The 23821-nt window shown below is 63.1% G+C and carries 22 protein-coding genes; 3 read left to right on the top strand and 19 right to left on the bottom strand.

From position 1 onward, the window contains the following. Positions 1–50 precede the first annotated feature (50 nt). The 14 genes from ACTIFE_RS18205 to ACTIFE_RS18140 all read right to left on the bottom strand — a co-directional run bounded on the left by ACTIFE_RS18205 (position 51) and on the right by ACTIFE_RS18140 (position 15307). A complete protein-coding gene (locus ACTIFE_RS18205) occupies positions 51–1334 on the bottom strand; it encodes an ABC transporter substrate-binding protein (RefSeq protein ID WP_439530557.1) in 1284 nt (427 codons plus the stop codon). A 69-nt stretch (positions 1335–1403) separates the two neighbouring features. Next, on the bottom strand, positions 1404–2528 hold the full coding sequence (locus tag ACTIFE_RS18200) for an ABC transporter ATP-binding protein (protein ID WP_439530556.1): 1125 nt from the start codon (positions 2526–2528) through the stop codon (positions 1404–1406). After that, the gene (locus ACTIFE_RS18195) at positions 2516–3292 is read right to left on the bottom strand and encodes a DeoR/GlpR family DNA-binding transcription regulator (protein ID WP_439530555.1); all 777 of its coding nucleotides are present in this window, start codon (positions 3290–3292) and stop codon (positions 2516–2518) included. The genes ACTIFE_RS18200 and ACTIFE_RS18195 overlap by 13 nt, the downstream gene beginning before the upstream one ends. A gap of 244 nt (positions 3293–3536) precedes the next feature. Then, positions 3537–4250, bottom strand: coding sequence for a PIG-L deacetylase family protein (locus ACTIFE_RS18190; RefSeq protein ID WP_439530554.1), 714 nt, complete (start codon positions 4248–4250; stop codon positions 3537–3539). Beyond that, the gene (locus tag ACTIFE_RS18185; RefSeq protein WP_439530553.1) at positions 4247–5527 is read right to left on the bottom strand and encodes an amylo-alpha-1,6-glucosidase; all 1281 of its coding nucleotides are present in this window, start codon (positions 5525–5527) and stop codon (positions 4247–4249) included. The genes ACTIFE_RS18190 and ACTIFE_RS18185 overlap by 4 nt, the downstream gene beginning before the upstream one ends. A 7-nt stretch (positions 5528–5534) precedes the next feature. Continuing rightward, positions 5535–6581 carry an ABC transporter ATP-binding protein gene (locus ACTIFE_RS18180; RefSeq protein WP_439530552.1) on the bottom strand — a complete coding sequence of 349 codons (1047 nt, stop codon included), beginning with the start codon at positions 6579–6581 and terminating at the stop codon, positions 5535–5537. A gap of 105 nt (positions 6582–6686) precedes the next feature. Next, on the bottom strand, positions 6687–7508 hold the full coding sequence (locus ACTIFE_RS18175) for a carbohydrate ABC transporter permease (protein ID WP_439530551.1): 822 nt from the start codon (positions 7506–7508) through the stop codon (positions 6687–6689). Next, entirely contained in the window at positions 7505–8350 is an 846-nt protein-coding gene (locus ACTIFE_RS18170; protein ID WP_439530550.1) for a carbohydrate ABC transporter permease, read from the bottom strand. Before ACTIFE_RS18170 ends, ACTIFE_RS18175 begins: the two co-directional genes overlap by 4 nt. A 107-nt stretch (positions 8351–8457) precedes the next feature. After that, the gene (locus tag ACTIFE_RS18165; RefSeq protein WP_439530549.1) at positions 8458–9723 is read right to left on the bottom strand and encodes an ABC transporter substrate-binding protein; all 1266 of its coding nucleotides are present in this window, start codon (positions 9721–9723) and stop codon (positions 8458–8460) included. 39 nt (positions 9724–9762) lie between these two features. After that, on the bottom strand, positions 9763–10797 hold the full coding sequence (locus ACTIFE_RS18160; RefSeq protein WP_439530548.1) for a LacI family DNA-binding transcriptional regulator: 1035 nt from the start codon (positions 10795–10797) through the stop codon (positions 9763–9765). A gap of 520 nt (positions 10798–11317) precedes the next feature. Further along, entirely contained in the window at positions 11318–11863 is a 546-nt protein-coding gene (locus tag ACTIFE_RS18155) for a hypothetical protein (protein WP_439530547.1), read from the bottom strand. A gap of 81 nt (positions 11864–11944) precedes the next feature. Further along, on the bottom strand, positions 11945–12988 hold the full coding sequence (locus tag ACTIFE_RS18150; RefSeq protein ID WP_439530546.1) for an amino acid ABC transporter substrate-binding protein: 1044 nt from the start codon (positions 12986–12988) through the stop codon (positions 11945–11947). Between the two features lie 79 nt (positions 12989–13067). Then, positions 13068–14153: an amino acid ABC transporter permease gene (locus tag ACTIFE_RS18145; RefSeq protein WP_439530545.1), complete on the bottom strand. Its 1086-nt coding sequence runs from the start codon at positions 14151–14153 to the stop codon at positions 13068–13070. Continuing rightward, positions 14150–15307 (bottom strand): amino acid ABC transporter permease, encoded by a 1158-nt coding sequence (locus ACTIFE_RS18140; protein WP_439530544.1) that lies wholly within the window; start codon positions 15305–15307, stop codon positions 14150–14152. The genes ACTIFE_RS18145 and ACTIFE_RS18140 overlap by 4 nt, the downstream gene beginning before the upstream one ends. A gap of 95 nt (positions 15308–15402) precedes the next feature. On the opposite strand from ACTIFE_RS18140, the gene ACTIFE_RS18135 reads away from it, so the two are divergent. Further along, positions 15403–16038, top strand: a complete 636-nt coding sequence (locus ACTIFE_RS18135) for a GntR family transcriptional regulator (RefSeq protein WP_439530543.1) — start codon at positions 15403–15405, stop codon at positions 16036–16038. A gap of 371 nt (positions 16039–16409) precedes the next feature. On the opposite strand, the gene ACTIFE_RS18130 is transcribed toward ACTIFE_RS18135, so the two are convergent. The 5 genes from ACTIFE_RS18130 to ACTIFE_RS18110 all read right to left on the bottom strand — a co-directional run bounded on the left by ACTIFE_RS18130 (position 16410) and on the right by ACTIFE_RS18110 (position 22841). Beyond that, positions 16410–17024 (bottom strand): sugar transferase, encoded by a 615-nt coding sequence (locus tag ACTIFE_RS18130; RefSeq protein WP_439530542.1) that lies wholly within the window; start codon positions 17022–17024, stop codon positions 16410–16412. Positions 17025–17662: 638 nt separating this feature from the next. Continuing rightward, positions 17663–19798, bottom strand: coding sequence for a GumC family protein (locus tag ACTIFE_RS18125; RefSeq protein ID WP_439530541.1), 2136 nt, complete (start codon positions 19796–19798; stop codon positions 17663–17665). A gap of 96 nt (positions 19799–19894) precedes the next feature. After that, on the bottom strand, positions 19895–20605 hold the full coding sequence (locus ACTIFE_RS18120) for a metallophosphoesterase (RefSeq protein ID WP_439530540.1): 711 nt from the start codon (positions 20603–20605) through the stop codon (positions 19895–19897). A gap of 86 nt (positions 20606–20691) precedes the next feature. Then, entirely contained in the window at positions 20692–22143 is a 1452-nt protein-coding gene (locus ACTIFE_RS18115) for an O-antigen ligase family protein (RefSeq protein ID WP_439530539.1), read from the bottom strand. A 32-nt stretch (positions 22144–22175) separates the two neighbouring features. Further along, positions 22176–22841: a hypothetical protein gene (locus ACTIFE_RS18110; protein ID WP_439530538.1), complete on the bottom strand. Its 666-nt coding sequence runs from the start codon at positions 22839–22841 to the stop codon at positions 22176–22178. 25 nt (positions 22842–22866) lie between these two features. Between ACTIFE_RS18110 and ACTIFE_RS18105 the strand changes: the two genes are divergently transcribed. Together ACTIFE_RS18105 and ACTIFE_RS18100 are read left to right on the top strand one after the other, a co-directional pair. After that, positions 22867–23118 carry a hypothetical protein gene (locus tag ACTIFE_RS18105; protein WP_439530537.1) on the top strand — a complete coding sequence of 84 codons (252 nt, stop codon included), beginning with the start codon at positions 22867–22869 and terminating at the stop codon, positions 23116–23118. A 122-nt stretch (positions 23119–23240) separates the two neighbouring features. Next, a complete protein-coding gene (locus tag ACTIFE_RS18100; protein WP_439530536.1) occupies positions 23241–23660 on the top strand; it encodes a hypothetical protein in 420 nt (139 codons plus the stop codon). Positions 23661–23821 lie beyond the last annotated feature (161 nt).

Raw genomic sequence — 23821 nt, 5'->3', positions numbered from 1 at the left:
GGGGGGTGGGGGGGGGGGGGGGGGGGGCGCCCCCCCCCCCGCCTGTGTGATCAGCGGTAGTCTGCGAGCACGGCGTCGGCCTGGGCCTGTGCTTCCTTCAGAGCGGTCGCGACATCCTTCTGGCCGGTGATGGCAGCGGCCAGGGCATCGTTCAGGAAGCCGGTGACGCGCTGGTTCTGGTAGGTGGCCAGTTCGGCAACGGCATGGTCCAGCTGGTCACGGGCAACGGTCACGGCCGGGAAGTCGGCAGCATAGGCCTGCATGGCAGCGGTTTCCCAGGCGTCGGCGCGCGGGGCGACGTAGCCGGTGGCGATCGTCCACTTGGCAGCCTGTTCGGGAGCCGAGATCCACTTCACGAAGTCAACCGCAGCAGCCAGCTGCTCGTCGGAAGAGCCCTTGAAGAGGTAGAAGTTGCCGCCGCCGGTCGGGGCGCCGCGACGCTTGTTGGCCGGGAGCATGGCGACGCCGAACTCGAACGGGGCGTTCTTGCGCACGTTGGTCAGGTTGCCGGTGGTGGTCCACATGATGGCAGCCTGGCGCTCGAAGAAGGCCTTCGGCGTTGCGCCCCATTCAACGATACCCGGCTCCATCACGCCGTGCTTGGTCGACAGATCGACGAGATACTGCGCCGCTTCGATGACCTTCGGATCATCAAAGTTGGTCTTGTTGCCGTCGCTGTTGGCGAGGATCACGTCGTTCTGGGTGGTAAGGCCCTGGAACAGCCAGTAGGGGAAGCCGGAGGTCGGAATGCGCACGCCCCACTGGGTGACGTTGCCATTGGCGTCCTTCTTGGTCAGCTTCTGGCCGAAGGAGACCAGTTCTTCCCAGGTTGCCGGAGCAACTTCCGGATCCAGGCCAGCTTCCTTGAAGGCTTCCTTGTTCCAGTACATCACCGGGGTGGAGCGCTGGAAGGGAATGCCGTAGGTCTTGCCGCCGGTCTGGCTGTTTTCCATGAAGGCGGGATAGAAGCCGTTCAGCCAGGCCTTGTCGGCGTCGGTCTTGATGTAATCGTCGAAGGGAACGATCAGTTCCTCATCGATCAGGGTGAACATGTCGGCGGACAGGGCCACCGACAGCTGCGGGGCATTGCCGCCGCGCGAGGCGGTGATCACCTTGGTGATGGTGTCCTGGTACGAGCCGGCATAGACGGCGTCGATCTTCACGCCCGGGTTGGCCGCGACATACTCATTGGTGAGGTCCTGGATCACCTCGGCGGCGCCACCACCAACGGCGACAGGAAAGTAGAACTGCAGTTCGACGGCCTGTGCCGAAGCCCAGGTGCTCATCGTAAGTGCCGCAGCGGCGACGGCTTTCAGAAGCGAAGTCTTGAACATGGCTGCCTTCCCTTGTTTGAACCTGCCCGGTCGGTTCCGGGTCAGGAAGCCTCCGTACGGAGACATGCGTCAGAGCCGCAGAAGCGGCCCGATTTCGTGAAGCCTGTGGTCCTGGCGCTCACCGGTCGCCGCATCGAAGAGATGCAGGTCCTGCGGCGGCAGATGCAGGTCAAGCCCAGCGCCCCGGTCAACATCTGTGCCGCCGGCCACCCGGAGCTGCAGGGTCTGTGTCCCGAGCGTGCAGTCGACCAGTGTGTCTGCGCCAAGAAACTCGACGGCCGAAACGATGCCGCGCAGGGTCGCGGGCCTGTCCGGGCCGGCGCGTTCGACCGCCTCCGGCCGGATGCCGAGGAGCAGTCCTGTTGACTGGCCATCGGTCAGGGCATCCAGGTCGAGGATGTTCATTGGCGGCGTGCCGATGAAACGGGCTGCAAACGGGCTTGCCGGCCGGGCATAAATCTCGCGCGGGCTGGCAACCTGCTCGATCCGGCCGCTGTTCATGAGCACGACCTGGTCAGCCATCGTGATGGCTTCGACCTGATCATGGGTGACATAGACCATGGTGAAGCCGAGCTGCTGCTGCAGCGCGCGGATCTCGACGCGCATCTCGTGCCGCAGCTTGGCGTCCAGGTTCGACAGCGGTTCGTCCATCAGGCAGATCGGGCGTTCGGCGATGATGGCGCGGCCCAGGGCCACGCGCTGCTGCTGGCCACCGGAAAGCTCCGACGGCTTGCGGTGAATGAGGCCGGACAAGCCCAGGAGCGATGCCACGCGCTTCAACCGCGCCTCGCGCTCGGGGCGGGAAACGCGTCGCACCTTCAGTCCGAAAATGATGTTCTCGGCCACGCTCAGATGCGGAAACAGGGCGTAGGACTGAAACACCATCGAGATGTCGCGCTGCGCGGCCGGCAAACGCGTGACGTCCTTGTCACCGAATTGCAGACGTCCGGATTCAATCGGCTCCAGACCTGCGATCATGCGCAAGGTGGTCGACTTGCCGCAACCGGACGGGCCGAGCAGCACGGTGAAGGATCCGGCTGGAACCTCGAGATCGATGCTGTCGACGGCCCGGGTATTGCCCCATGTCTTGGTCACGCCGGCAAGACGGATCGACTGGCCGCTGCTGGCCGCATCGGCGAGGGAGGGCGAAGTGGGGTTGGCCCCGGAAGCGGCAAGGGGCATCACAGCGGGCATGGTGCCTCCGAGGTCGGGCTGAGCGTTACGGTGCTGCTTCCGGCGAGCAGGGATTGAAGAGTGTCGGGAAGGGGCTTGTCGGAGACGATCGTTTCAGCCTGCCGCAGGTGGCCGCCCCTGACATGGGCGCTGCGGCCGATCTTGCCGTGATCCAGCACCAGGATCGGATGCCGGCAGTTGGCCATGATTGCCCGACGGACGCCGGCTTCGTCTTCGCTGAAGTCGAGGACAGTTCCATCTGCTTCGATGCCGGCGACCCCGAGGATGCCGAAGTCGACCTTGTAGCTGGCGAAGAATTCTTCCGCCGCCGGGCCGAGCACGTCGCGATCACCCGGACGCAGCCGTCCGCCGGCGATCGAGACTTCGCAGCCGGACATGTCGGTTGCGGCATAGGCGACGTTGAGGTTGTTGGTGAAGATGCGCAGTCCGACGTGTCCGCCCAACGCCTGCATGACGATTTCGGATGTGGTTCCGATTGAAAACGCCAGTGAAGCCCCATCCGGCACAAGACCTGCAACGATGTTGGCGATGGCGCGCTTGGCCGGCAGGTTGAGAATGCGCCGGGCGCTGTAGTGAGCGTTGCCATTCACCACCGGCTGTTCGACGCCGCCATGGGTGCGGCGCAGCAGTCCAAGTTTGCACAGATGATTGATATCGCGGCGAACCGTCTGGGCCGTGACCGCAAACTGGCTCGCAAGACGCTCGACCGGCACGAATCCGTTCGCCCTGACAAGGTCGACGATTTCCGCTTGCCGGTTTGTCACCTGTTGTTGCCCAAACATCCGTCCGCCATCACTTGTTGGCTGGTCCGACCGCTTCGCCGCAACAGGCCCGGCGCAGAACGCAAGGGCTGGAGCATCGGAGGATCTGGACCGATCTGGACGGTGTAGAGTTTTCATATGAAGTCTAATTGACCTTCATATGAACTTTGGATGACGCCTGAGATGCGATCTCGGCGCGCTGCAACCGCAGACGAGGTGTTCCGCGCGCAGCGCGTCTTAGGCGCGGTCAGACCGGGCCGCGGGCCTGGACAGGCTTGAGACCGGGGGCAGGTGGCAGCAGGTTGCGGATGTCGGCAAAGGGATAGGCGGGTTCGAAGCGGAAGGCTTCGGCGTGGCCAGCCGGCTGGCCGCATTGAGCCGAGCGGAAACGGGAAAGAAGCGTTGCCGAGGCGACGAACCGCTCCGGATCCTGAGACACATGGCACAGGATCGCTGCGCTTTTGATATCAGCCAAGCGTGAGGTGTCGACATAGTGCGTCGGGACGAATCCGGTGCCCATCATGGTATCGCAGAAGGCCACAGGCATTGAAAAGCTTGCGGCCGCGCGGGTCGCCGACGCCAGCGCGCGGTGATCAGCGTGGTAATCATTCTCCGCATGGGTGACCACAAGGTCTGGCGCAAGATCGATCAGGATCGAGCGCAGATGCGCCACAAGGTCCATGTCGCTGGACAGGCCGCCATCGCCATGTCCGGCAAGGGTCAGCGACGCACCAAGGATATCTGCACCGGCACGCGCCTCGTCGGCCCGCCGGCGCGCCAGGTCTGCCGGGGGCAGTTGTCCGCCCTTGGCGCCATCGGTCGCGATGATGATATGCACGCGGGCCCCCATCTGCTGCCAGGCGAGAATGGTGCCTCCGAGATAGATCTCCGCGTCATCGGGATGGGCCATGACCACGGCCACATGGAACAGCGCGCTGGTGGTTTCGGGCTCGGGCATCATGGCTGGGTTTCGCCTGACTTGAGGAATTCAAGGACCATGGCGGCAGTCCAGGTGAAGCGGCCGCCGCCGCAGGGTTCGCCGGTGTGGGGATCGTAGTATTCGGCAAAGCCGCCGGTGGTGATGAGGTCGATGGAGGCGCTGCGGATTGCGTTGGCGGTCTCCCATTCGCCGGCGCGGGTCAGTCCATCGGCGATCATGTAGTTGACGATCAGCCAGGTCGGGCCGCGCCAGTAGCGCTTGGCCGCAAACCGGGGATCGGCCGGATCATGGCTGGGGACCAGATACCGCGTACTGGCAGCAAGCGTGCGGATCCGAGTGGCAATGGCCTGGGCCCGGGCCGGTGATATCGGGGCAAAGGCCGGCAACAGTCCTCCGACGGACGGGCTGTCGATCAGCGCCCCGGTGCGGCGGTCCCGGCAAAGGTACTGGCCATGCGCGGCGCTCCAAAGGGTCTCGAGAGCAGCGAGCCCGCGGGTCGCACGCTCCCGGTTCAAGCGGGCGATCTCCGGCTCGTCGAGCCAGTCGGCAAGCCAGGCAAGGTCTGCGCAGGAGCGGATCAGGATCGCATTGAAGCCCGGGTCGACCACCTGGAAGGGCGAGGCGTCATGCAGCTTCGTGTTGTCCCAGCCGAGCGAGCGGAAGCGCTCGACCAGCCAGAGGTATCGGTCGTACTGCGCATTGGTCGGGCGATGTTCCGGGTCCGCATGCTGGGTATCGCGGCGGGTGTAGGGGGCGATGCCGTCGCGGGGCACCCGTTCGAAGGCGTCGTCCCAGTCAATCGAGTTGTCGCGACCGGATTCCCACGGGTGGATGATCGCCACCAGGCCTTCGCCAGCCGGATCGCGCATCGCGTAGAACCAGGCATGCCAACGGTCGACGGCGCCGAGAAGCGCCCGCGCGCGTCGTTTGGCCATTTCACCGTCGGTCGCGGTCTCGAACAGGCGGCGCAAGGCAAATCCGGCAACGGGCGGCTGGGTGATGCCGGAGGTCGGGGTTGGCCGACCGGTCGCCCAGACATCGGGCCCGGGAAAATAGCCGTCGTCGTACACATGGAAAATGATGTGCGGCACCATGCCGTCCGGCCACTGATGGGCAAACAGCGTCTCGATTTCGGTCCAGGCCCGGTTCTCGTCAAGCTGGGCGAGCCCGAGGGCGGTCAGGCAGCTGTCCCAGTTCCACTGGAACGGATAGAGCCCCTTCGTCGGGACCGTGTAGGCGCCGCGGTCGTTCTCGCGCAGGATTTCGGCAGCGGCGGAGCGGATGTCATTCGGGGTCATGGGAGCCTCAGGCGGACAGGGCGCGTTGGGTGGTGCGATCGAACCAGCGGGCGCGACCGGGGAGCGGGGCAAGCGACAGACGGTCGCCGGGGGCCGCCCGGGTCTCGTTGTCGAGGATGGCACGGAAGGCGTGGCCGGCCACGTCGCAGGTGACCAGGACATGGGGACCAAGCGGCTCGACGACGCGCACCTCGGCGGGCAGCCCGGCCTCCGCCAGGCTCAGATCTTCCGGCCGTATGGCGAAGTCTGCCTCATCCGCGTCGGTGGAAGGCCCGGACAGGGCCAGTCCGGCGACCTGCCAGTCGCCCGGTCCCACCCGCCGGGCGGGCAGGAAATTCATCGGCGGGTTGCCGATGAACGAGCCGACGAAGCGGGCGGCCGGGTCACGGTACACCTCGATCGGGGATGCGGACTGGATGATGCGGCCCTGGTGCATGACGGAAATGCGGTCGGCGAGGCTCATAGCTTCGACCTGGTCATGGGTGACATAGATGGTCGTGGTCTTGGAGGCGGCCAGAACCCCCTTCAGCTCTGCACGCATCTCCAGCCGCAAGAGGGCGTCAAGGTTGGACAAGGGCTCGTCCATCAGGATGACGTCCGGTTCCATGGCCAGCGCCCGGGCCACCGCAACACGCTGGCGCTGGCCGCCGGACAGTTGCCCTGAGTAGCGTTTCAGCAGTTGCTCGATATGCATCAGTTCGGCCGTGCGGGTGACGCGGCGGTCCACCTCGGCCTGGGGCAGCTTCTTCATCCGCAGGCCGAAGGCAATGTTCTCGTAGACGGTCAGGTGCGGGAACACGGCGTAGTTCTGGAACACCATGGCGATGCCGCGCTCGCGCGGTGGCAGGTGATCGACGCGGCGGCCGCCGATCCAGATTTCGCCTTCGCTGGGTGTTTCGAGGCCGGCAATCATGCGCAGCAAGGTGGTCTTGCCACAGCCCGAGGCGCCGAGCAGCACCATGAACTCGCGATCCGCAATGGCCAGATCGACCGAGTGCAGCGCGGTGAAGCTGCCAAAGGACTTGGCGACGGATTTGATCTCGATGACGGCCATCGGAGTTTACCTTTTCTGGAGCCGGCCTCTCCGCCGGCGGAATCGCACTCATTGGTTTCACGCAACTTGGGCCGCAAACGGCGTCGCGCTTTTGCTGGACTTCGGTCAGCGGTTGGCGATCCCCCACATGGCGAAGAGGTAGCGGCGAACGGCAAAGATGAAGATGAGCGCCGGCAGCACCAGGACGAAGCCGCCTGCGAATTTCAGGGGCATCGGCGACACGTCGAGGGATTGCAGCAGGAAGGCGGTCAACGTCCGGTTCTGGATCGTCAGCACGGACGCGGCAAAGACCTCGTTCCAGGAGATGACGAAGGCGAAGATCGCAGACGCCGTGATCCCCGGCAGGACAAGCGGCAGGATCACCTTGCGAAACGCCTGCAGCCGGGTGCAGCCCAGCGTCCAGGCCGCCTCTTCCAGTTCGATCGGGATGCCGGAGAACAGGGAATAGGTGATCAGGATCGCGAAGGGGAGTGCCAGCGACGTGTGCACGAGGGCGAGGCCGAGGATGCTGTCATCGAGGCCGGTGCGGATAAACAGCACCGCCAGCGGCAGCGCCAGCAGCGGCAGCGGGAACGCGCGCGTCATCAGCACCAGGAGGCGATAGGAGCTCTTGCCCGGGAACTCGAAACGCGACAGGGCATAGCCCGCCGGCGCGCCAAGGCCGATTGACAGCACCATGGTGAGGGCAGCGACCAGCACCGAGTTGAGCAGGGCCCGGGTCACGCCGGCGAAGCCCAGGAAGAAGCCGAGGCTGCCGGTGTCGAAGGAGGGGACGAAGCTCTTGGGGAACCCATTGACCTCGGCGGGCGAGGACAGCGAATTGACCACGAGCAGGTAGATCGGCACCAGAACCCAGGCGCCCAGAAGGATCACCAGTGCCATGGTCAGTTGCCGGGCGCGGCGGCGATGGACCGGTTCGCGTGTCATGTGCGGGCCTCCTTGGGGACATGCAGGACGCGCAGGATGATCAGCGTGAAGGCAATCGAGATGCCGAGGATCACCATGGCGTAGGCTGCGGCCACATGCCTGTCCTGCAGATCAAACTGCCAGACATAGGTCTCACCCATCAGCACCGGCAGGTTGGTGCCGCCGAGCGCCGAGACCACGGCAAAGACTTCCAGTGCGAGGATCGTGCGCAGGATCAGCGCGGTCTGCAGGCTGGGCCGCAGCAAAGGCAGGGTGACGCGGGTAAAGCGCTGCCACGGCGAGGCGCCAAAGACTTCGGCTGCTTCCTTGTACTCCTTCGGGATGAGGCCCATTCCGGCGACGAGGATCACCAGCATGATCGCCGTGGCGCGCCAGACCTCGGCGAGGACGACGGCGAGGAAGATCGTGGCCTTGTCCTGGTAGCCGAGCCAGATGCGCGGTCCATCCACAGCCCCGACGGCCTGAAGCATCGAGTTGAGGAACCCGGTCTGTTCGAAGATCGCCAGCCAGATGATGCCGGCGGCAAGGTCCGAAATGCCAAGCGGGATGGTGAAGACATAGAGCGCCATGTCGCGGCCGCGAGTCATGCGGGTGACAAGGACGGCCATGGCCAGCGCCAGTCCGAGCTGGATGGGCACGACTACGGCGGCGAGCAGGAGAGTATTGGTCAGAGCCGTGCCGAATTTCCAGTGGCTGGCCATGGTGTGGAAATGGGCAAGCGTCGGCGAGCCGTCCCGGTTGAAGGCCTCCCAGGCTACCAGCAGGAACGGATAGAGGAAGAACACCCCCAGGAACAGGACGGAGGGCAGCAACAGGAGATAGGGCAGGCGTGTCGAGCCCATGGTCAGGGTCCTTCACCGCAAGGGGAGGGTCAGCCGGACCGCATGGTTTGCGGCCCGACTGAAGGCGGGGATGGAAGAGGGAGCAAACAACCGACGTCGTCGATGTCTCAATCGACCGGGCAGGCGCCTTCCGATGGCTTGTCCGGTGCCCAGCAGGGCGCCCCGGTTTCCTGCATGATTGTCCGCAGGGCCTCGGCCTGGCTGTCGAGCACGGTCCGGACATCCTGGTTGGCGAGGACAATCCGCTCGAATGTGTCGATATAGACCTGGTTGAACTTGCCACCGGATTCGCCGAGCCCCATCGGCAGCAGGGCCGGTTTGGCGTCCGCCGCACCGGTCATGGCCGCAATGGCGGCGCCGGAGGCCTTGACCGAGGCCGGCATGTCATCGGGCAGGGTCACGTCAACGACCGGGAAGAAGTTGGTGGCCCTAAGCGTTGCGATCTGCGTTTCCGGCTTCAGCATATAGGCAACGAGGGCCTTGGCCTTATCCATGTCGGGCGCTGTCGCGGGGATGGCGATGCCGGCAACCACAGGCATGAAGCCGCGACCGGCGGGACCGGCAGGCGCCGGGAACGCGACGAAGTCATCCGGCTTCTGGTTGAAGGCGTCGGCGAGCCGGGCCGTATGGTCAAAGGCGATCCAGACTTCCTCGGTCAGGAGCTGTTCCTGCAGGAAGCCGTAGCCGGTCGAAGCGGGATTGGTGTAGCTCCAAAGTTCCTTGAACTTGGTCCAGGCCTGTTCGGCTTCGGCCGAGCGGAACTTGGTCACGGTTGAATCGGCATAGGAGGGCAGGAGATAGCCCTGGAAAAAGCGGTGCTTCAGGCCCTTCGGTCCCGCGGGGAAGCCGAATTTCGGGCCTCCGGTCGCCTCGGCGACGGCCTTGCTCCAGGCAATCAGCTGATCGTAGGTCAGGGCATTCAGATCAGCCCCCTCTGGCAGATAGGGCAGAGCCTTCTTGTTGGCGGCCATGATGTAGGTCGCCTGCATCCACGGCAGGTATTTCTGTTCGCCTGAACCGAGCTTGCCCAGCGTCATGAAGTTCGGGTTGACCGCCGTTCCGCCCAGATCGACGGCCGCAAGGTCAGCAAGGTTCGCGCTGATCGAGGTGAAGTCGCCGTGCAGGCCGCCCAGAACCGCAATGGTGCCTGATCCGGCCTGGGTTTCGGCCTGGATGCGGGTCAGCCATGGCCCGCCGTCGCTGGCCTGATAATCAACCGTCTCGCCGAAGCCGGCGAGCACGTTGTCGCGCATCTTCTGGGTTTCCTCGACCGGCTTGGCCTGGGTCGACCAGAACAGAAGATCGGCTTTTGCAGGGGCTGTTGCCAGCGTCAGCGCTGCCGTCAGCAAGAGATAAGTCTTCCACGTCCTCATGTTGTTCCTCCCGGTTCCATGAATTCGCAATGCTGTTTTTTATTTTTGCGGCGCAGGGCCGTGACTGCCTCGCAGCACCAGGCTGGCATTGCGCAGCAAGGTGGGCGGGGTTTTGGGACGGGCCTCGATGAGGTCCAGAAGCGTGGCGGCCGCGATGCGGCCGATGTCCCGGTTGCCCGGTTCGAAGGTGGTCAGGCCCGGGACGGCGTAGGCGGCAGCCGGTACGTTGTCGAAACCGATCACTGACAGGTCGTCCGGGATCGACAGCCCGAGTAGCGAAGCGGCCTGCACCACCGCCAGCGCCAGTTCATCGAACAGGCCGATCACCGCCGTTGGCCGGTCTGGACCCGTCAGAAGCCCGGCAATGCCGCTCCGATGCCCCTCCGCATCGAAACGTGGCGCGGCGATGCTGGTCAGGCGCACGGATGGATCCCCGGTTGCGGCCATTGCACGGGCGAGGCCCGCCTCGCGGTTGCGGGCGAAGGTCATCTGGTCGGTGATGGTGACCAGGCCAAAGTGGCGATGGCCGAGACCGTAGAGAAGCTGGAAGGCTTCGCCGAACGCGTCCTCACCTGCCACATCGATCCAGGCATGGGGTTGCAAGGGGGCGAGTGTCCGGCCGAGCGCGACGAAGGGCAGGTTGCGCTCCTGCAGGAAGCGGATGCGGGCGTCGTCCTCGGCGATGCGGGTGAGGATGATCCCATCGACCCGTCCGGACTGAACGAGCCGCTGCAGGACTTCCAGCTCGTCCTGGCCTTCGGGGGCTGTCGCAATCATCAGGTCCGTGCCCTTGGCGACAAGCGCCTCGGAGAGGCCTGTCACGGTCGCACCCAGATAAGCATCGACGAAATCCGGGCCGCGCACCTTCAGCACAAGACCGACAAAGCCGCTTCGGCCCGACACAAGCATGCGACCGGCGACATTTGGAACGTAGCCCATCTCGCGGGCCTTCTGCTGCACGCGCTCGCGGGTCTTCTCGGCAATGTCCTCATAGCCAGCCAGCGACCGGGACACCGTCGCAATCGACAGGTCCAGCGCAGAGGCGATCTCTTTCAAGGTGCTGCGCCGACGCACGTCCGGTCCTCCCCAGGCCTGTGGACTTGTCGTTCATGAGCTTCTCTTCGAGATGCAAACGTTTCAAGTTTGCCAAGCGTGGTTCTAAAACGTTTTAAATTTAGTGTTCGGGCTTGTCAAGCCAGTCAGGCGTTCCTGGGCGGAACCATGAGGAGAGGCGGCGGTTCCCGTCGGTCGGGCCGATGATGCCAATAGCTTACGGATCAAGAGCCGCAGTTCGGCGAAGACGGGGTCAAGGAGATTGCGGCGCTGAAGGTCGTCCGCGCGTTGGGCGTCCGGTATGGCCGCACCTGTGGCCGTGATCCGAACTTCAAGCCGCGATCTATCGTGCTGTCGCGATCCTCCACCGATATTGATCAGCCGATGCAGGCGGAAATGCAGGAGTTGAGGGAGCAGGTGCGGGATCCAGGGCAGAGGCTTGCGGCAGCGCATGCCTTGGCAGAGGAACTGGCCAGGGTCCGCGGCCATTGCCACGCGCAGGCTGTCAGGGAAAGCCTTTCTTGCCGCAAGGCCTCAACCGTCAGCGCGCGAAGTGTTCAAGCCATTGATACTGGAGATCGTTCTCCACGGTTTCCGGGAACTGCGCGCGCAGGGCCGCGACTGCGTCAGCTGCGGTTGCGCCTGCCTCGATCAGGTGCATGGCTGCCACGACGCCACTTCGGCCCGCGCCATGGTGGCAACTCATGCCGATAGCCTGATCTGCTGCAAAGCTTGCCCGGAATGCAGGGCTCAACCGGCGCCAGGCCCGCAGGAACGGGCGACCCGGCACGCCGTAATCCTCGATCGGAAGGGCTATGGTGCGCAGGTTTCGCGCCGATGCAGCCCGGCGAAGGCAATCATGAGCGTCGGCCGGCAATTCCTCGGCGCGGGCGAGGATGATCAACAGCTGCAGTCCGTGATCCAAGGCTTCCGTGAGGGTCGCATCCAGCCTTTCGGGGTTCAGCCAGGCATTTCCGCGCGGATCTGTGTCGAGGCCAGGAAACCCCATTGTAATGACCCGGCCGCCTCCCGGGCGGGAACAGATCGCGCGAACGGAGCTGAGCCCCCGCTCTTCTGCAAATGTCATGAATGTCAGGTCCTTGGAATGGCTGCGCGCCCCTCTGGGACGAGGGGCGCGCAAGGATCGAAAGCCGAACCGACGCCGGTATCAGCGGATCGGGTAGGGGTACATGAGGCCACCCTCCGCCACATGGGCGTTCTGCGTCTTGCTGCGGTCTAAGCCGAAGGGGGTGTCAGCGCCCAGATGCCGGTCAAACACCTCGCCGTAGGAACCGACCTGCTTGATGATCCGATAGGCCCAGTCCTGCGGCAGGCCGAGTTTCTCGGCCATGTCGGTCGTTGCTGAGTTGCTGGCGAACATCCGCTGGACAGCCGGCGGCTGCTTGTCGAGATCGGCAAGGATCGCATCGATGTTGGCTGACGTGATGCCATTGCTGTCGGCATTCAGCATGACCTGGAACCCCCAGAAGAGAGCTGCCTCGAGCGCCTGGTCGGGGCGAGCCACCAGTGTCAGCGGCTCATTCGAGATGACGTCCGGCAGGATGACGAAGTCTGCCGGGTTCGGAGCCAGCTGGCGGTCAGCGGAGAGCGCGGTCACGTCCGATGCATAGACATCGCATTTGCCCGAAAAGAAGGCTTCGAGGCGCGCCGTCTTGTCGGCAATGTTCTCGACGCGGTAGTTCATTCCCTGCGCACTGAACCAGTCTGCAATGTTGAGAAGGGTGGTTGACCCGTCCTCGGCGCAGATGCTGGCACCATCGAGTTCCTTTGCGCTGGCAACCCCGAGGGCGCGGGACACCATGAAGCCCTGTCCGTCAAAGAAGTTCGTCACGACGAAGGCCATGCCTTCATCCGCATCGCGGGTGCCTGTGCGGGTGATCGAGCGCGCACCCATGTGAGCTTCGCCGGCGACGATCGTCTTCATCGAGTCCGAGAAACCAACACCTCGAATGTCGGCCTTCGATGCATCTCCGAGGATGGCGGCAGCGCCCATGCGGCAAAAATCGGCATTGAAGCCCTGGAACACGCCCTGGCTATCCGGAACGGAGAAGCCCGGCGCTGTCGGGCTGACGAGGCAGATCAGGCTGTCCTTTGCCTTGATGTCGTCGAGGACGGGTCCTGCGGCGACCGGGGTTGCGGCAAAGGCGAGAATGGTGCCGGCAAGGACGGCGAGAGGATTGAATTGCGGCATGGGGGTCTCCCGTGGTGGCTGAGCATGCAAGACATGTATACAGGTATACTGCTTCAGTTTCGTGACAGCCGCAACAGCGTCAGTGCCGCCGGGCAGTTTCCTTCTGGTGAAGTTGCCGCCCGACCCATGACAGGAAGGCACAGGACAGCAGGAACCAGACACCGACAAAGGCATAGGCCTCGAGCGCAAAGGCGCCCCATCCCGGCTCGCTGAAGGCCATGCGCGCCGCTGAGGTGAGGTCATGAATGCCCAGCACGACCACCAGCGACGTGTCCTTGTAGGCGCCGATGACCGAGTTCACCAACGCGGGGAGGCTCCGGCTCAGGGCCTGTGGCAGAAGCACGAGGCGCAGCATCTGGCTCCCTGACAGGCCGAGTGCGCGGGCTGCTTCGTTCTGGCTTTCCGGCACGGACTGCAGCCCGCCGCGAATGTCCTCGGCGAAATAGGAGGCGTGAAAGAAGATCAGGGCGACCAGGGTCGCCATCATCGGGCTGATCCGGGTTCCGGGCGGCATTGTCAGCGGCAAGACGAAGACCCCGACGAACAGGACCGTGACCATCGGGATGCCCCGAATGACCTCGATATAGGTGGTCGCCGCCCTGCGAAGGAGCGGCGAGCGATCCTGGAAGCGCAGCACGGCCAGCAACAGACCCAGGGGGAAGGCGAGGGCGATTGCGATGACCGACAGGATCAGCAGGACGGGCATTCCATTCCAGCGCGTCATGTCGACCGGGCTGAGCCCGGCCCAGCCGCCGCCCATCAGCGCAAAGGCCAATGGAACCACCACGATCCAGGCGCCGGTCAGCACCCGGGCCGGAATGAGCGCCATTCGTCCGCAGATGCGAAGCCCGACAATCCCGGAGAGCACCAGCAGCAGCACGGAAACAAGCGCGGGCCGCCAATGCTCCGCATAGGGGTAGGTGCCGAAAAGCATGAACCGGCTCTTTTCGACATAGAAGCGCCAGCAGGCGCCCTGGATGCCGGTGCAGTCCGCCATGGGACTCATGGGGGAGACAGCCGATAGCACCGCCCAGTCCAGCAGCCGCCACAGGACCCACAAGGCAAGTGCCGCACTTGCAGCCGAGACCAGTGCCGTAAGGGGTGTTCCCGCCCAGTCGCGCAGCAGGGTCTGGCGCTTCAATGGCGGCGGAGCAGCGTGGATCATGGCTGTGCTCGCTTTGCTTGGGATTGAAGCCGGTCGTTCAGCCGGTTCAGCAGCGATGAAACCAGCAAGCACAGTCCCAGATAGAGGCCCATGGTGATGAGCATCATCTCCAGCGGCCGGAAGGTCTGGTTGATGATCGTTCCGCTGACGGACATCAGGTCGGAATAGCCGACGGCGATGGCAATCGAGGTGTTCTTGATCAAATTGACGTACTGGTTGATCATCGGGGGGATTACGATCCGCAGAACCTGCGGCAACACAACAAGGCGTGTCACGTTCCAGGGCGACAGCCCCAAGGCGCGCGCCGCCTCCACCTGGCCGCCCGGAACAGCCTGGATGCCGCCGCGCACGACTTCGGCGATCTGCGCGCCGTGATAAAGGCCGAGGGTCAGGAGAACCGTCAGAAACTGCAAGGAGAGACGCCCGCCGCCGGTAAAATCAAACCGTTCGATCTCGGGGTAGCTGAGGGTAAGGGACACATCGGTCAGCGCCGCGAAAATGAGGGGCACGCCGGCAAGCAGGGCGAGCGCCACAGGCAGAACCGGCCATTCCTGTCCCGTCACCTGCTTGTGCAGACGGGCCCGATGTCGCCACCAGAGGGACATGATGACTGCGGCGGAAAGCGGCAGCAGCAGCCAGATCTGGCTGGCATCGGGCTGGATCGTCGGAAAATACACCGAGCGGTTGGACAGATACACCGGCCCGATCGATAGGGCGTCCCGGACCGGAGGCAGGATCCGCACCGCCATCACGTAAATCACCAGAAGGACGAGAATTTTCGGCAGGTTGCGAAAGAGTTCTACAAACATTGTGGCAACGACGCGGCCCGGCGGACTGGGCGCGACACTGACCAGACCCATGGCAATGCCGATGGTGGTTGCAAGGGCAAGGCAGGCCAGAGCCAGCAACAGCGTGTTGACCACGCCGGCTGCAATCGCCCGCGCGTAGCTTGCCGCCGGCGTGTAGGGGATGAGGCTTTCACTGAGATCGAAGCCGGCCGTTTGCGCCAGAAAGCCGAAGCCTGGTGTCATGCCGGCCGCTTGCATGTTGAAGAGTATGTTGACGCCAAGCAACGCAAGCCCGACAAGAACCAGTCCGACGACACCGAAGCCAAGCCAGTCTGGACGGGAGCGGACAGCGGGGGCGTGTTGCATGATCTGCGTCTATCGGATAGAGTTTCTTGCATACGTGTATACAGGTGCTGCGTCATTGGTGTGACAGATCCGGAGCAGCAAGCCAAGGGACCGAGATGCTGAATTCCAATCCTCAAGGGCGGGCGGATGAGATTGCCTATGTCATCCGCAAGCGCATCTGCCTGCAGCCGGTTGAAGAACAGTCGATGTTGCTGGAGGGAACGCTTGCCAATGAATTCGGCGTGTCGCGCACACCGGTGCGGCAGGCGCTGCAGCGACTGGCGTATGAAGGCCTCATCGAAGTCCGCTCCGGCGTCGGATCGGTCTCCAATGCCCTCGACCCGCAGGCGCGGGGCATGCATGTTGCGGTTCATTGCGGCTTGTTGCGGCTTGTCGGAACCCTGTCCGACGCGCCTGTCCCGCGGCCTGTTGCGGGCCGACTGGCGTGGCTTGCGCAGGAAACCCGGTGCGCGCAGCCGATGGACGAGGCCGTTGCCTTCGACCTGTTCTCGGAGTTGAACGCCACCTTGTCCGGACTGATCCCTGATCCTGTGCTGGCCGATGCGCTGCTCGTCAGCGGCTGGCGGATCGTCCGCTGGTTCCTGGCCGACCTGCGCCGGGACGGAAGCCGATCAACGGACCTCCTGCATCAAGCCTGCCTGTCTGCCGAGACACAGGCGGGCCACGGACGAGCGTCGGTCATGGAAGCAGTCGCGGGCGGGCTGGAACTCAGTCTCGCCGAAAAGGACTGAGGATCGTCAAGGGGGGCACTTCCGGAAGCGAAGGCTGTGAGTTTTGGTGTGCCAAGCGCCAAAGGTGTCTGCTACTAAACGGGGCAGGCCTTTGACAGCGAACATGCTGCGGATCAGGTTCTACCTATGTGGTCACAGGCCCTTGATTGAGCTGTCTGCAGGAAGGGACACAACTGATCGGCCACTACGGCCGAAGTACAATCAATTGAGACGTCCTACTTCGCTGCCGCGCCTCTTTTCCATCGATCAAGATCGCAACTTCAGGAGCAGCAAGAACGGTGGCTCGACCGCCCGGGCGAATGCAGCGCTTGCCATTGCTGACATCGCAAGCGCCTCGTTCGACCACTTCCAAGGGGGCTACAGTCGGTCAATCAGTATCCGGTGCCCTTGGTGAACTCGCGCCAAACAGTCTGGAACAGGATCTTGATGTCGTGCCGCGTGGACTGGGTGCGGATGTATTCCAGGTCGTAGTTGACCCGCATGCGGGCGTGGTATTCCTCGGTGGTCTCACCGCGGAAGCCATTCACCTGGGCCAGACCGGTTATCCCCGGGCGGACCTGATGGCGATCCATATAGCGCGGATCAAACTCTTCGTAAGGAACGCCTGCCGCCAGCATGCCCGGCACATGCGGGCGCGGGCCAACCAGCGACATCTCGCCTTTCAGAACGTTCCACAACTGCGGCAGCTCGTCGAAATTGGAGCGGCGCAGGAAACGGCCGATCGGTGTGATGCGCGGGTCGTTCTTGCGGGTCTGGGCAACGCCGGTGGCGTCCTGTGTCGCGACATACATCGAACGGAACTTCAGCGCGTAGAACAACTCACCATCGCGGCCATAGCGGGCCTGGCGGAAGATCACCGGACCCGGGCTGCCAAGCTTGATCGCGGCTGCGATGCCGATGAACAGGGGGCTGAGCAAAAGGAGACCAGTCGCGCTGCCGGCAATATCCAGACTGCGCTTGAGTGCCGGACGGACAGCCTTGCGCAAGCCCGACGTGGCATCCGCGTCAAAGGCTGCATCAGTCGCTGGAGCGATACTTGTGAACGCCGGATGGGAAAGGGTTCCGCGAAGGTCCTGCGAGCTTGCCAGAGGAGCTTGCCGTCCAAGGCTCATCGGCCCCAGATGCCGATCTGCGGCAAGGTTACGCTCTGCGAGAGACCTGGAGAAAAAAGAAATGCGTCGAACACCACGACGATTTGCGCGAGGTTCGCGCTCACGATCAAAATACTCGTGCACCATGACCAGCCCCGAAAAAATTTGGTTCCAACTCCGGGTCACGACTAAAAAGGTTCTGTCCCGGTACGCAGCACGCCGAAAGAAGAAGTTTCAATTTGTTTAGATTTTTACTTTTTAGGTTACGCAATTCTTAACATGGCGCATGTGGCACTGCAAACAGAAATGTGAGCAAATCATGGTCAGAACCGCTGCGGATTTTGTGGTTCTGAAGCCTTCAGCAACTGGCCGGTGTTGCGCCGCACTTGCAGCAAATGCAAGCGCTGGACGCCTTGCATGGCGTCCAGCGTTTCCTGAAGGCGATCGCAGGGGAGGGCACCCGGCACGCGGTGTATTTGCCTGATGCGGTTTCCCGGGCCTGGTCGTACCGGCGCCAGAAACTGAGGGGCGCCTTAGTCCGAGTAGTAGTCTGAATAAGCCGAATAATAGCCGATCTTGCCTTCCTGCTGGTTCAGCAGTGTCATGATGCGGCAATGCTCGGCTTTGGTCTGGGCAAGGCGCTGCAGGGAATGCACACAGAGGCGTTGCGGGGTCTTGGCCCAGCGGATCACGAAGGTGATCACATCGGCATATTTGGCGAGGTACAGCCCATCGACGACCGGCTCGATCGGGGGCGAGTCCAGAACCACATAGTCAAACCGGCTGCGGGCCGTCTGGACCAGTCGGGTGAAGCGTTCCTGGGTGATGAGCTGATCAGTGGGCACATCAGACCGGCGCGCGCCAACAATGGCCGTCAGTGATGTCTTGCTGTCGGTCTTGACGATGTTCTGCAGCAGGTCGTCCGAGGCAATGTCTCCGACCAGGAAGTCAACCAGACCGCTGGACGGCTCCAGGTTCAGGTGCTTCTGGATGCTTGGCTTGCGGAAATCGCAGTCGATGATGAGAGTGCTGGCACCTGAGAGGGCCAAGGTTCGGGCCAGCGAAAGCGACATGGTCGACTTGCCTTCGCCCGGCAGGGCAGAGGACATCATGATCACAAAACCCTGACGCGGCCGGCCGTCGACGGGCGCCGGCATGTTGGCTTGCAGCGTGTTGTCGATGGTCGCGCGCAAGCGCCGGATCGATTCCGCATACATCGACAAGGGACTGTCGATCAGCGCATCGGAGACCGAGGGTTGGGCTGTCGTCGCGGTGTGACGCGGCACGACCGTCGCCAGGGGCAGGCGCGTGATTGCCTGGACCTGTTCCTCGCTGGTGAAGCCTCCGATGAAATTCTCGAAGATAAAGGCCAGCGCGAAACCCGCACCAACCGCAAACAGACCAGCGACCGCTAGGATCAGCATGACCTTAGGTGAGCTCGGGCCAGTTGGCGGGTAAGCCGGCGAGACAACACGGCTGTCTGCGATCTGCAGCGCGCTTTCCGTTTCAAGCGTCTGCGAGCGGGACAGCAGGGCCTGATACTGCGTGGCGGTATTGCGGGCCATCTGCTGCAGACGGTAGATCTGCGCCAGCGTATCGGCCGGAAGATTGCTGCCAAGGATGGCGGTGTTGAGGTCCCGGCGCAGCGTGCTGGCCTGCTTGTCATAGTCGCTGACCGAGGCCTGAAGCTCGCCGAGTGCGGTTTCGGCCTCGACTGCCAGATTGCGTTCGATCGCTTCCAGCTCCTGGCGCAGATTGACCGCGCGCGCGGAACCTGCGGCAGCCTCGCCAAGTGCCCGCTGCAGATCGGCCCGTTGTTTGCTGAGGGCCGCCACCGCCTCGTTTTCGAGTTCCGCTGCAAGCGTCTGGTAGTCGTTGACCTGCAGCTTCTGGCGCAGATCCGCGACCCGGGTTTCCGTCGAGCTGCGCTCGGAGGTCAATTCGTTGATCCGGTTGCGCAGATCGGCAAGGTCGGAGCGCCCGGTGGCGGTGACAAAGGAATTCACATTGCCAAAGATGTAGTCGTCAAAAGCCTTCTCAGCGACGACAACGGCCTTCTCCGCATCGATCAGCTGGCGCTGGATAATGTCCCGGGACTCCCGCGTCGTCGAAATCTTGGAGTCGATCTGGCTGCGGATATAGGTCTCGGCGATTGCATTGGCGAGTTCGGCGGCGCGGGCGGCGTTTTCGGACCGGACGGTGACGGCGATCAGATAGGTGAGGCCGCGACGCGAAACCGTAATGTTGCTCTTGAAGCGAGACAGCACCACACCGAGGGCGTCCTGGCCAGTCGGCAAGGTCAGTTCCCGGATGCGCAGCGCCGCCAATATCTTGGCTCTCAGGCCAAGTTTCACGCCGAATTCCGGGTCGGTGATGAGGCCCTTTTCGGAAATCACCGAAAGCAGAACCGCGTCGGAATCGACAATCTCGACCTCGCTTTCGACGCGGGCGCTGTCGGTTGAAGAAGAGCCTGAGATGTTGCTGGGATCCAGAAGATTCTTGCGGCTTGGGTCGACCAGAATGAGCGTTGTGCCGCTGTACATCGGCGTAATTGAAAAGACGGCGACGACTGCAATGGCAAGGACGAGAGCGATGGTGGCTACAATCAGCTTAATCTGCCGGCGAACAATTCCGAAAAGGTGCCGGAAATCGATTTCTGTCTCATCCATAAGCAAAGGACTTTCCTAATGGATCCGCAGCGAAACACACCGCGACATCAACCTAAAATATTGAAGACTTTCATACAAAACATGACATAGCGGAGCTTACTCATTGCGTCCAGCGCCTGTCTGGAGAAATGCAGGAGGGGACGTGCCCGTCAGCCGCAACGCCGTGAGGACGCCGGTCGCATAAGCACCAGTGTCGATGGCGATGCGGTTTGGCCGTATCTCCGGCGTCTTGACGATGCTGTGGCCGTGGACGACCAGCACGCCGTGATCGGCAGTGCTGTCGAGAAACTCGGCCTTGATGCGGGTGAGGTCGAGATCACTCTGTTCTTCCAGCGGAACACCCGGCCGGATCCCGGCATGCACCAGCAGCAGCCCCGGGTAGAGGAGCCCGGTTGCCAGGGTCTCGAGAAACGCGACATGATCCTCGGGCACGTAGGATCGCAGCAGATTGACCGATTTTGCCGGCTGGCGTCGGATCTGCTCGAGTTCCGAGGGTTGAAACCCGTAGGAATACAGGGCCTCGATGCCGCCAAAGTCGAGCCATGCGAGATTTGCCTTCGGGTTCTGCAAAAACCCGAGCATCATCAGTTCATGGTTGCCGGCGAGAAAATGCCGGATCCAGCCGGCAGGTCCCGGACCGGTTGCCCGGTCCAGCAACTGTGCTGAAGCAGGCCCCCGGTCGACCAAGTCGCCGAGATAGACCACCGTCGGCGGCAAACCAAGCCGGCGGGCGTCCGCGTCGATCTGGCTCTCAAGATCCTGCAGCAGATCCAGCCGACCGTGGATGTCGCCGACGACATAGAGCAAGTCCGGGCGTTTGTCTGCGGTGCGGATCCTGTTGCGTCGGTGAGACCGCTGGGCTTTTGACCCGAATAAACGTGAAAGGAACGCGCTCAATTTGTGGCTTGTCCGTTCGTTGAGCCGGAGGACTTGCGGCCCTGTTTCTGGATGCCTTCATAGGCGGTTGCAAAGCCGATTGCGAGGATCGTGACGAACAGGAATGTCACCGCTTCTATCTCGAGGCTGAAGTCAACAAGCGAGTGAACGGCAGCGACCACGATCACGGCCAGGGCGGCGCAGATTTCGACCTCTCGCAGTCGATGAACCCACAAGGCGCGCAGAAGAGTGACTGCGATGACCAGAACAAGGATCATCGGCAGGCTGCCGAAAACCAGCCCCAGCTCACTCCAGTGCGTCAGATAGGTTGAGTGCGCCTTGTCATAGGTATAGGCGCTGTTGCCCGGGTCCGTATCGTAGAGCGGGAAGGCATATTCAAAGGACTGTGCCCCGAAGCCGAGCAGTGGCCGGTCTGTGATCATCGACAAGGTGTCGCGATAAAGCGTGAGGCGGGATTCAGAATCGCGTTCGACGGTGATCAGCCGTTCCAGCGTGCCGGCGCCATAGATGGCAACGAAGCCAATGCCACCCATGGCTATGACGCCGAGACCAGCCAGGCGTGAACGCCAGCCCGGCAACCGGGTCAGCAAGGCGACGGCCAGACCGCAGAAGGTGGCGAAAAGCCCCATGCGTGAGCCCGTTGCGAGCAAACCTGCAAGCATCACAAGGAGCGCGACACCGGCGAGGATGTTGTCCGGCGTCACGGTGAGTGCAAATCCGCCCCGGCGGGACCGTTTGCGGGGAGCCTCTTGCGCCCCTTCAGCGTCGGGCAGCGCAAGCAGCAGCGCCAGGACGCAGCCGAAGCCAAGATAGGTCGCCAGTGAATTGCGGTTGACGAAGGTGCCTGTGGCTTCACCCAGATACTGGGTCTTCTCGACCAGGACGACCTGATCAGCCAGGTACAGCATCGCGATGACCGCATAGGCCGCCTGGATCGCGACGAACAGCAGCAGGAACCACGTCAGGCGCCGGGCGCGCTGCTTGCGCACGCTGGCCTGCAGGGCCAGGAAAAACAGCACGCCGTAACTCAGCCAGCGCAACAGCGCGAGCAACGTGTCCCCAGGGGTCAGGCTGATGCTGGAGATGGCGAAACTGTTTCCAGTGGTCGAGTGGATATCCGGCAGCGGCAGGATCTTGCCGATGGGCAGCACCTGCAGGGCCATCCAGAACGAGACAAGGGTGAACAGGAAAGTGAGCCCCTGAAAGGCCGTGAAGGGGAGGCGAAGCCTCAGCTCTTTCCGGTAGAGCGCCGCGCCATAGGCGATCAGCAAAAGACCCAGGACCAGCGCCCAGAGTGCCCAGAAGAACGGGCGGTTGCTGCCAAGCGGAACCGGCGCCAGGGCCAGCACAAGGAGGAGCGCGCGGCCGGTCAGGTCGTTCAGGCGGGAGGTGCTGCTGCGTCCGGAGGCCAGTAAATCGTCCTGCGAGGCCGGCGAGGATGACGTCATGTCGGGGTCTTTCTGAGGGAACAGCCGGGCGGTCAGCGCAGACGCGTTGCCGCGCGGATTTCGGCAAGAACATTTGCTTTCGAGCCGTCGGGCAGGATGTCGACCAGGCTCAGCAGGACCTCCGGCGACTTGTCCTTGCGCAGATAAAGGCGGGCCAGCCACGCCGCACTGCGCCGGGACGACGCCAGCAAGGCGACATCTGCTGCAACGGCGGCGGCTGCGTCTGCCGGCAAATCTGGATAGATCGGGAGCCCAAGGCGCAGGCGTCCATCAGCGATCCAGCCTTCCCCGGGCGACATATGCTGCGACAGCACCAGGGACCTGGCCATAGCCTGGCTGTCACTGAGATACTGATAGGCATTGGCCTTGACGAGGTGGACAAGCCCATCGGAAGGGCGGCGCTTCAAGACATCGTCGGCGGCCTGAAGGCAGTTCTGCGCATAGGCCACCCGTGTGTCAGCCGGCTGCAACCTGCCGAAGGTCGAGTTCAGGGCCTCATCGCAGTCGAGCATCAGGATGCGGTTGGAAAAGCCCGACAGCCCGGTCGCATAGGTGCCTGATACCAGCGGAGACAGGCGCTCGTTGCGCCCGCCGGCGCTTTTGAGGAAGATCGCAGCCTCCGTATAGAGGACGATGCCGCCGAGTGCCGCGAGAATCGTGCCGAGCAGGATCACGGTCAGGGAGAAGGCCCTCGCCACCTGTGGTCTTGCGGCATGTGTTTGGATGTTTGATCCCAAAGGGCTGATCCCGGAAATATGGTGTGTTCCGAACCGGAACGTCAACATGGGGCGCCACCGTCCTGTGACACTGACGCTGAAGCAAACTCTCAATAGGTTTCATCCGATGCCGGAAACCGGGCTGAAACTCAAGCTGGCAAAACGGGAAACAGGACACTTTTACCTGATTGGGGCGCGTGTGTCGTTGTTGCGACACGGTTGGCGCCGCTGCGGCAATTTGCGCAAGGGGCTCGGTTAACGATATCTTTAAAAGACAGTGACAAGCTTAGGCGGATGTGGCATAGATTTGTGTGAGAGCCTGCGGAACGCTGCGGGAACTGGACTTATTGTTGTTCGATATATGAATTGCTGGAGAGTGTGATGAAGATTTTTGACATCGCCAAGGTCGCCGTTGCGGCCGTATCCCTGTCCTTGGCGCTTCCGATGGCAGCGCAGGCGCAGGCTCTGAACATCGCTTCGGTCGTTGCGGCCTGCGGCGCCGGTTCGCCCTGCGCACCGCTGGTGACCGCTTATCTTGCAAGCGTGCCGGCTGCACAGCGTGCCGCCGTCATTGCTGAGCTGGCTGCGTCGCTGGCTGAAGTTCAGGGTGCCGGCGCGAACATCGCGGGCGGCCTGCGTGCAGCTGCCGCCGCTTCGCCGGATGCAGCCCAGGCTGAACAGGTTACCGCGCTTGCCGATTCCGTCGCTGGTGGCGGCGGCGGCATTGATACTCCGGTTGCGGCAGGCCCGGCAGCCGGTGACGATGCGCTGGATGGCCCGGATGCGGGCAGCCAGAACTGATCTTCGATCAGCGCGCAATCGAGCCTAGAATTCAGAAAGCCCGCAATCTGCGGGCTTTTTTGTTACCAAGCCTCGACCTGACCGAAGTCATCCCGGCCAAGCGGAGCGCCGAGCCGGGACCGGAGAGCCGGGGCCTCTATCTTTCAATGAGTTACCCTAGG

The sequence above is a fragment of the Pannonibacter sp. genome, from assembly GCF_051860505.1.
Lineage (GTDB): Bacteria > Pseudomonadota > Alphaproteobacteria > Rhizobiales > Stappiaceae > Pannonibacter.
This window is presented reverse-complemented; position numbering and strand designations above follow the sequence as displayed.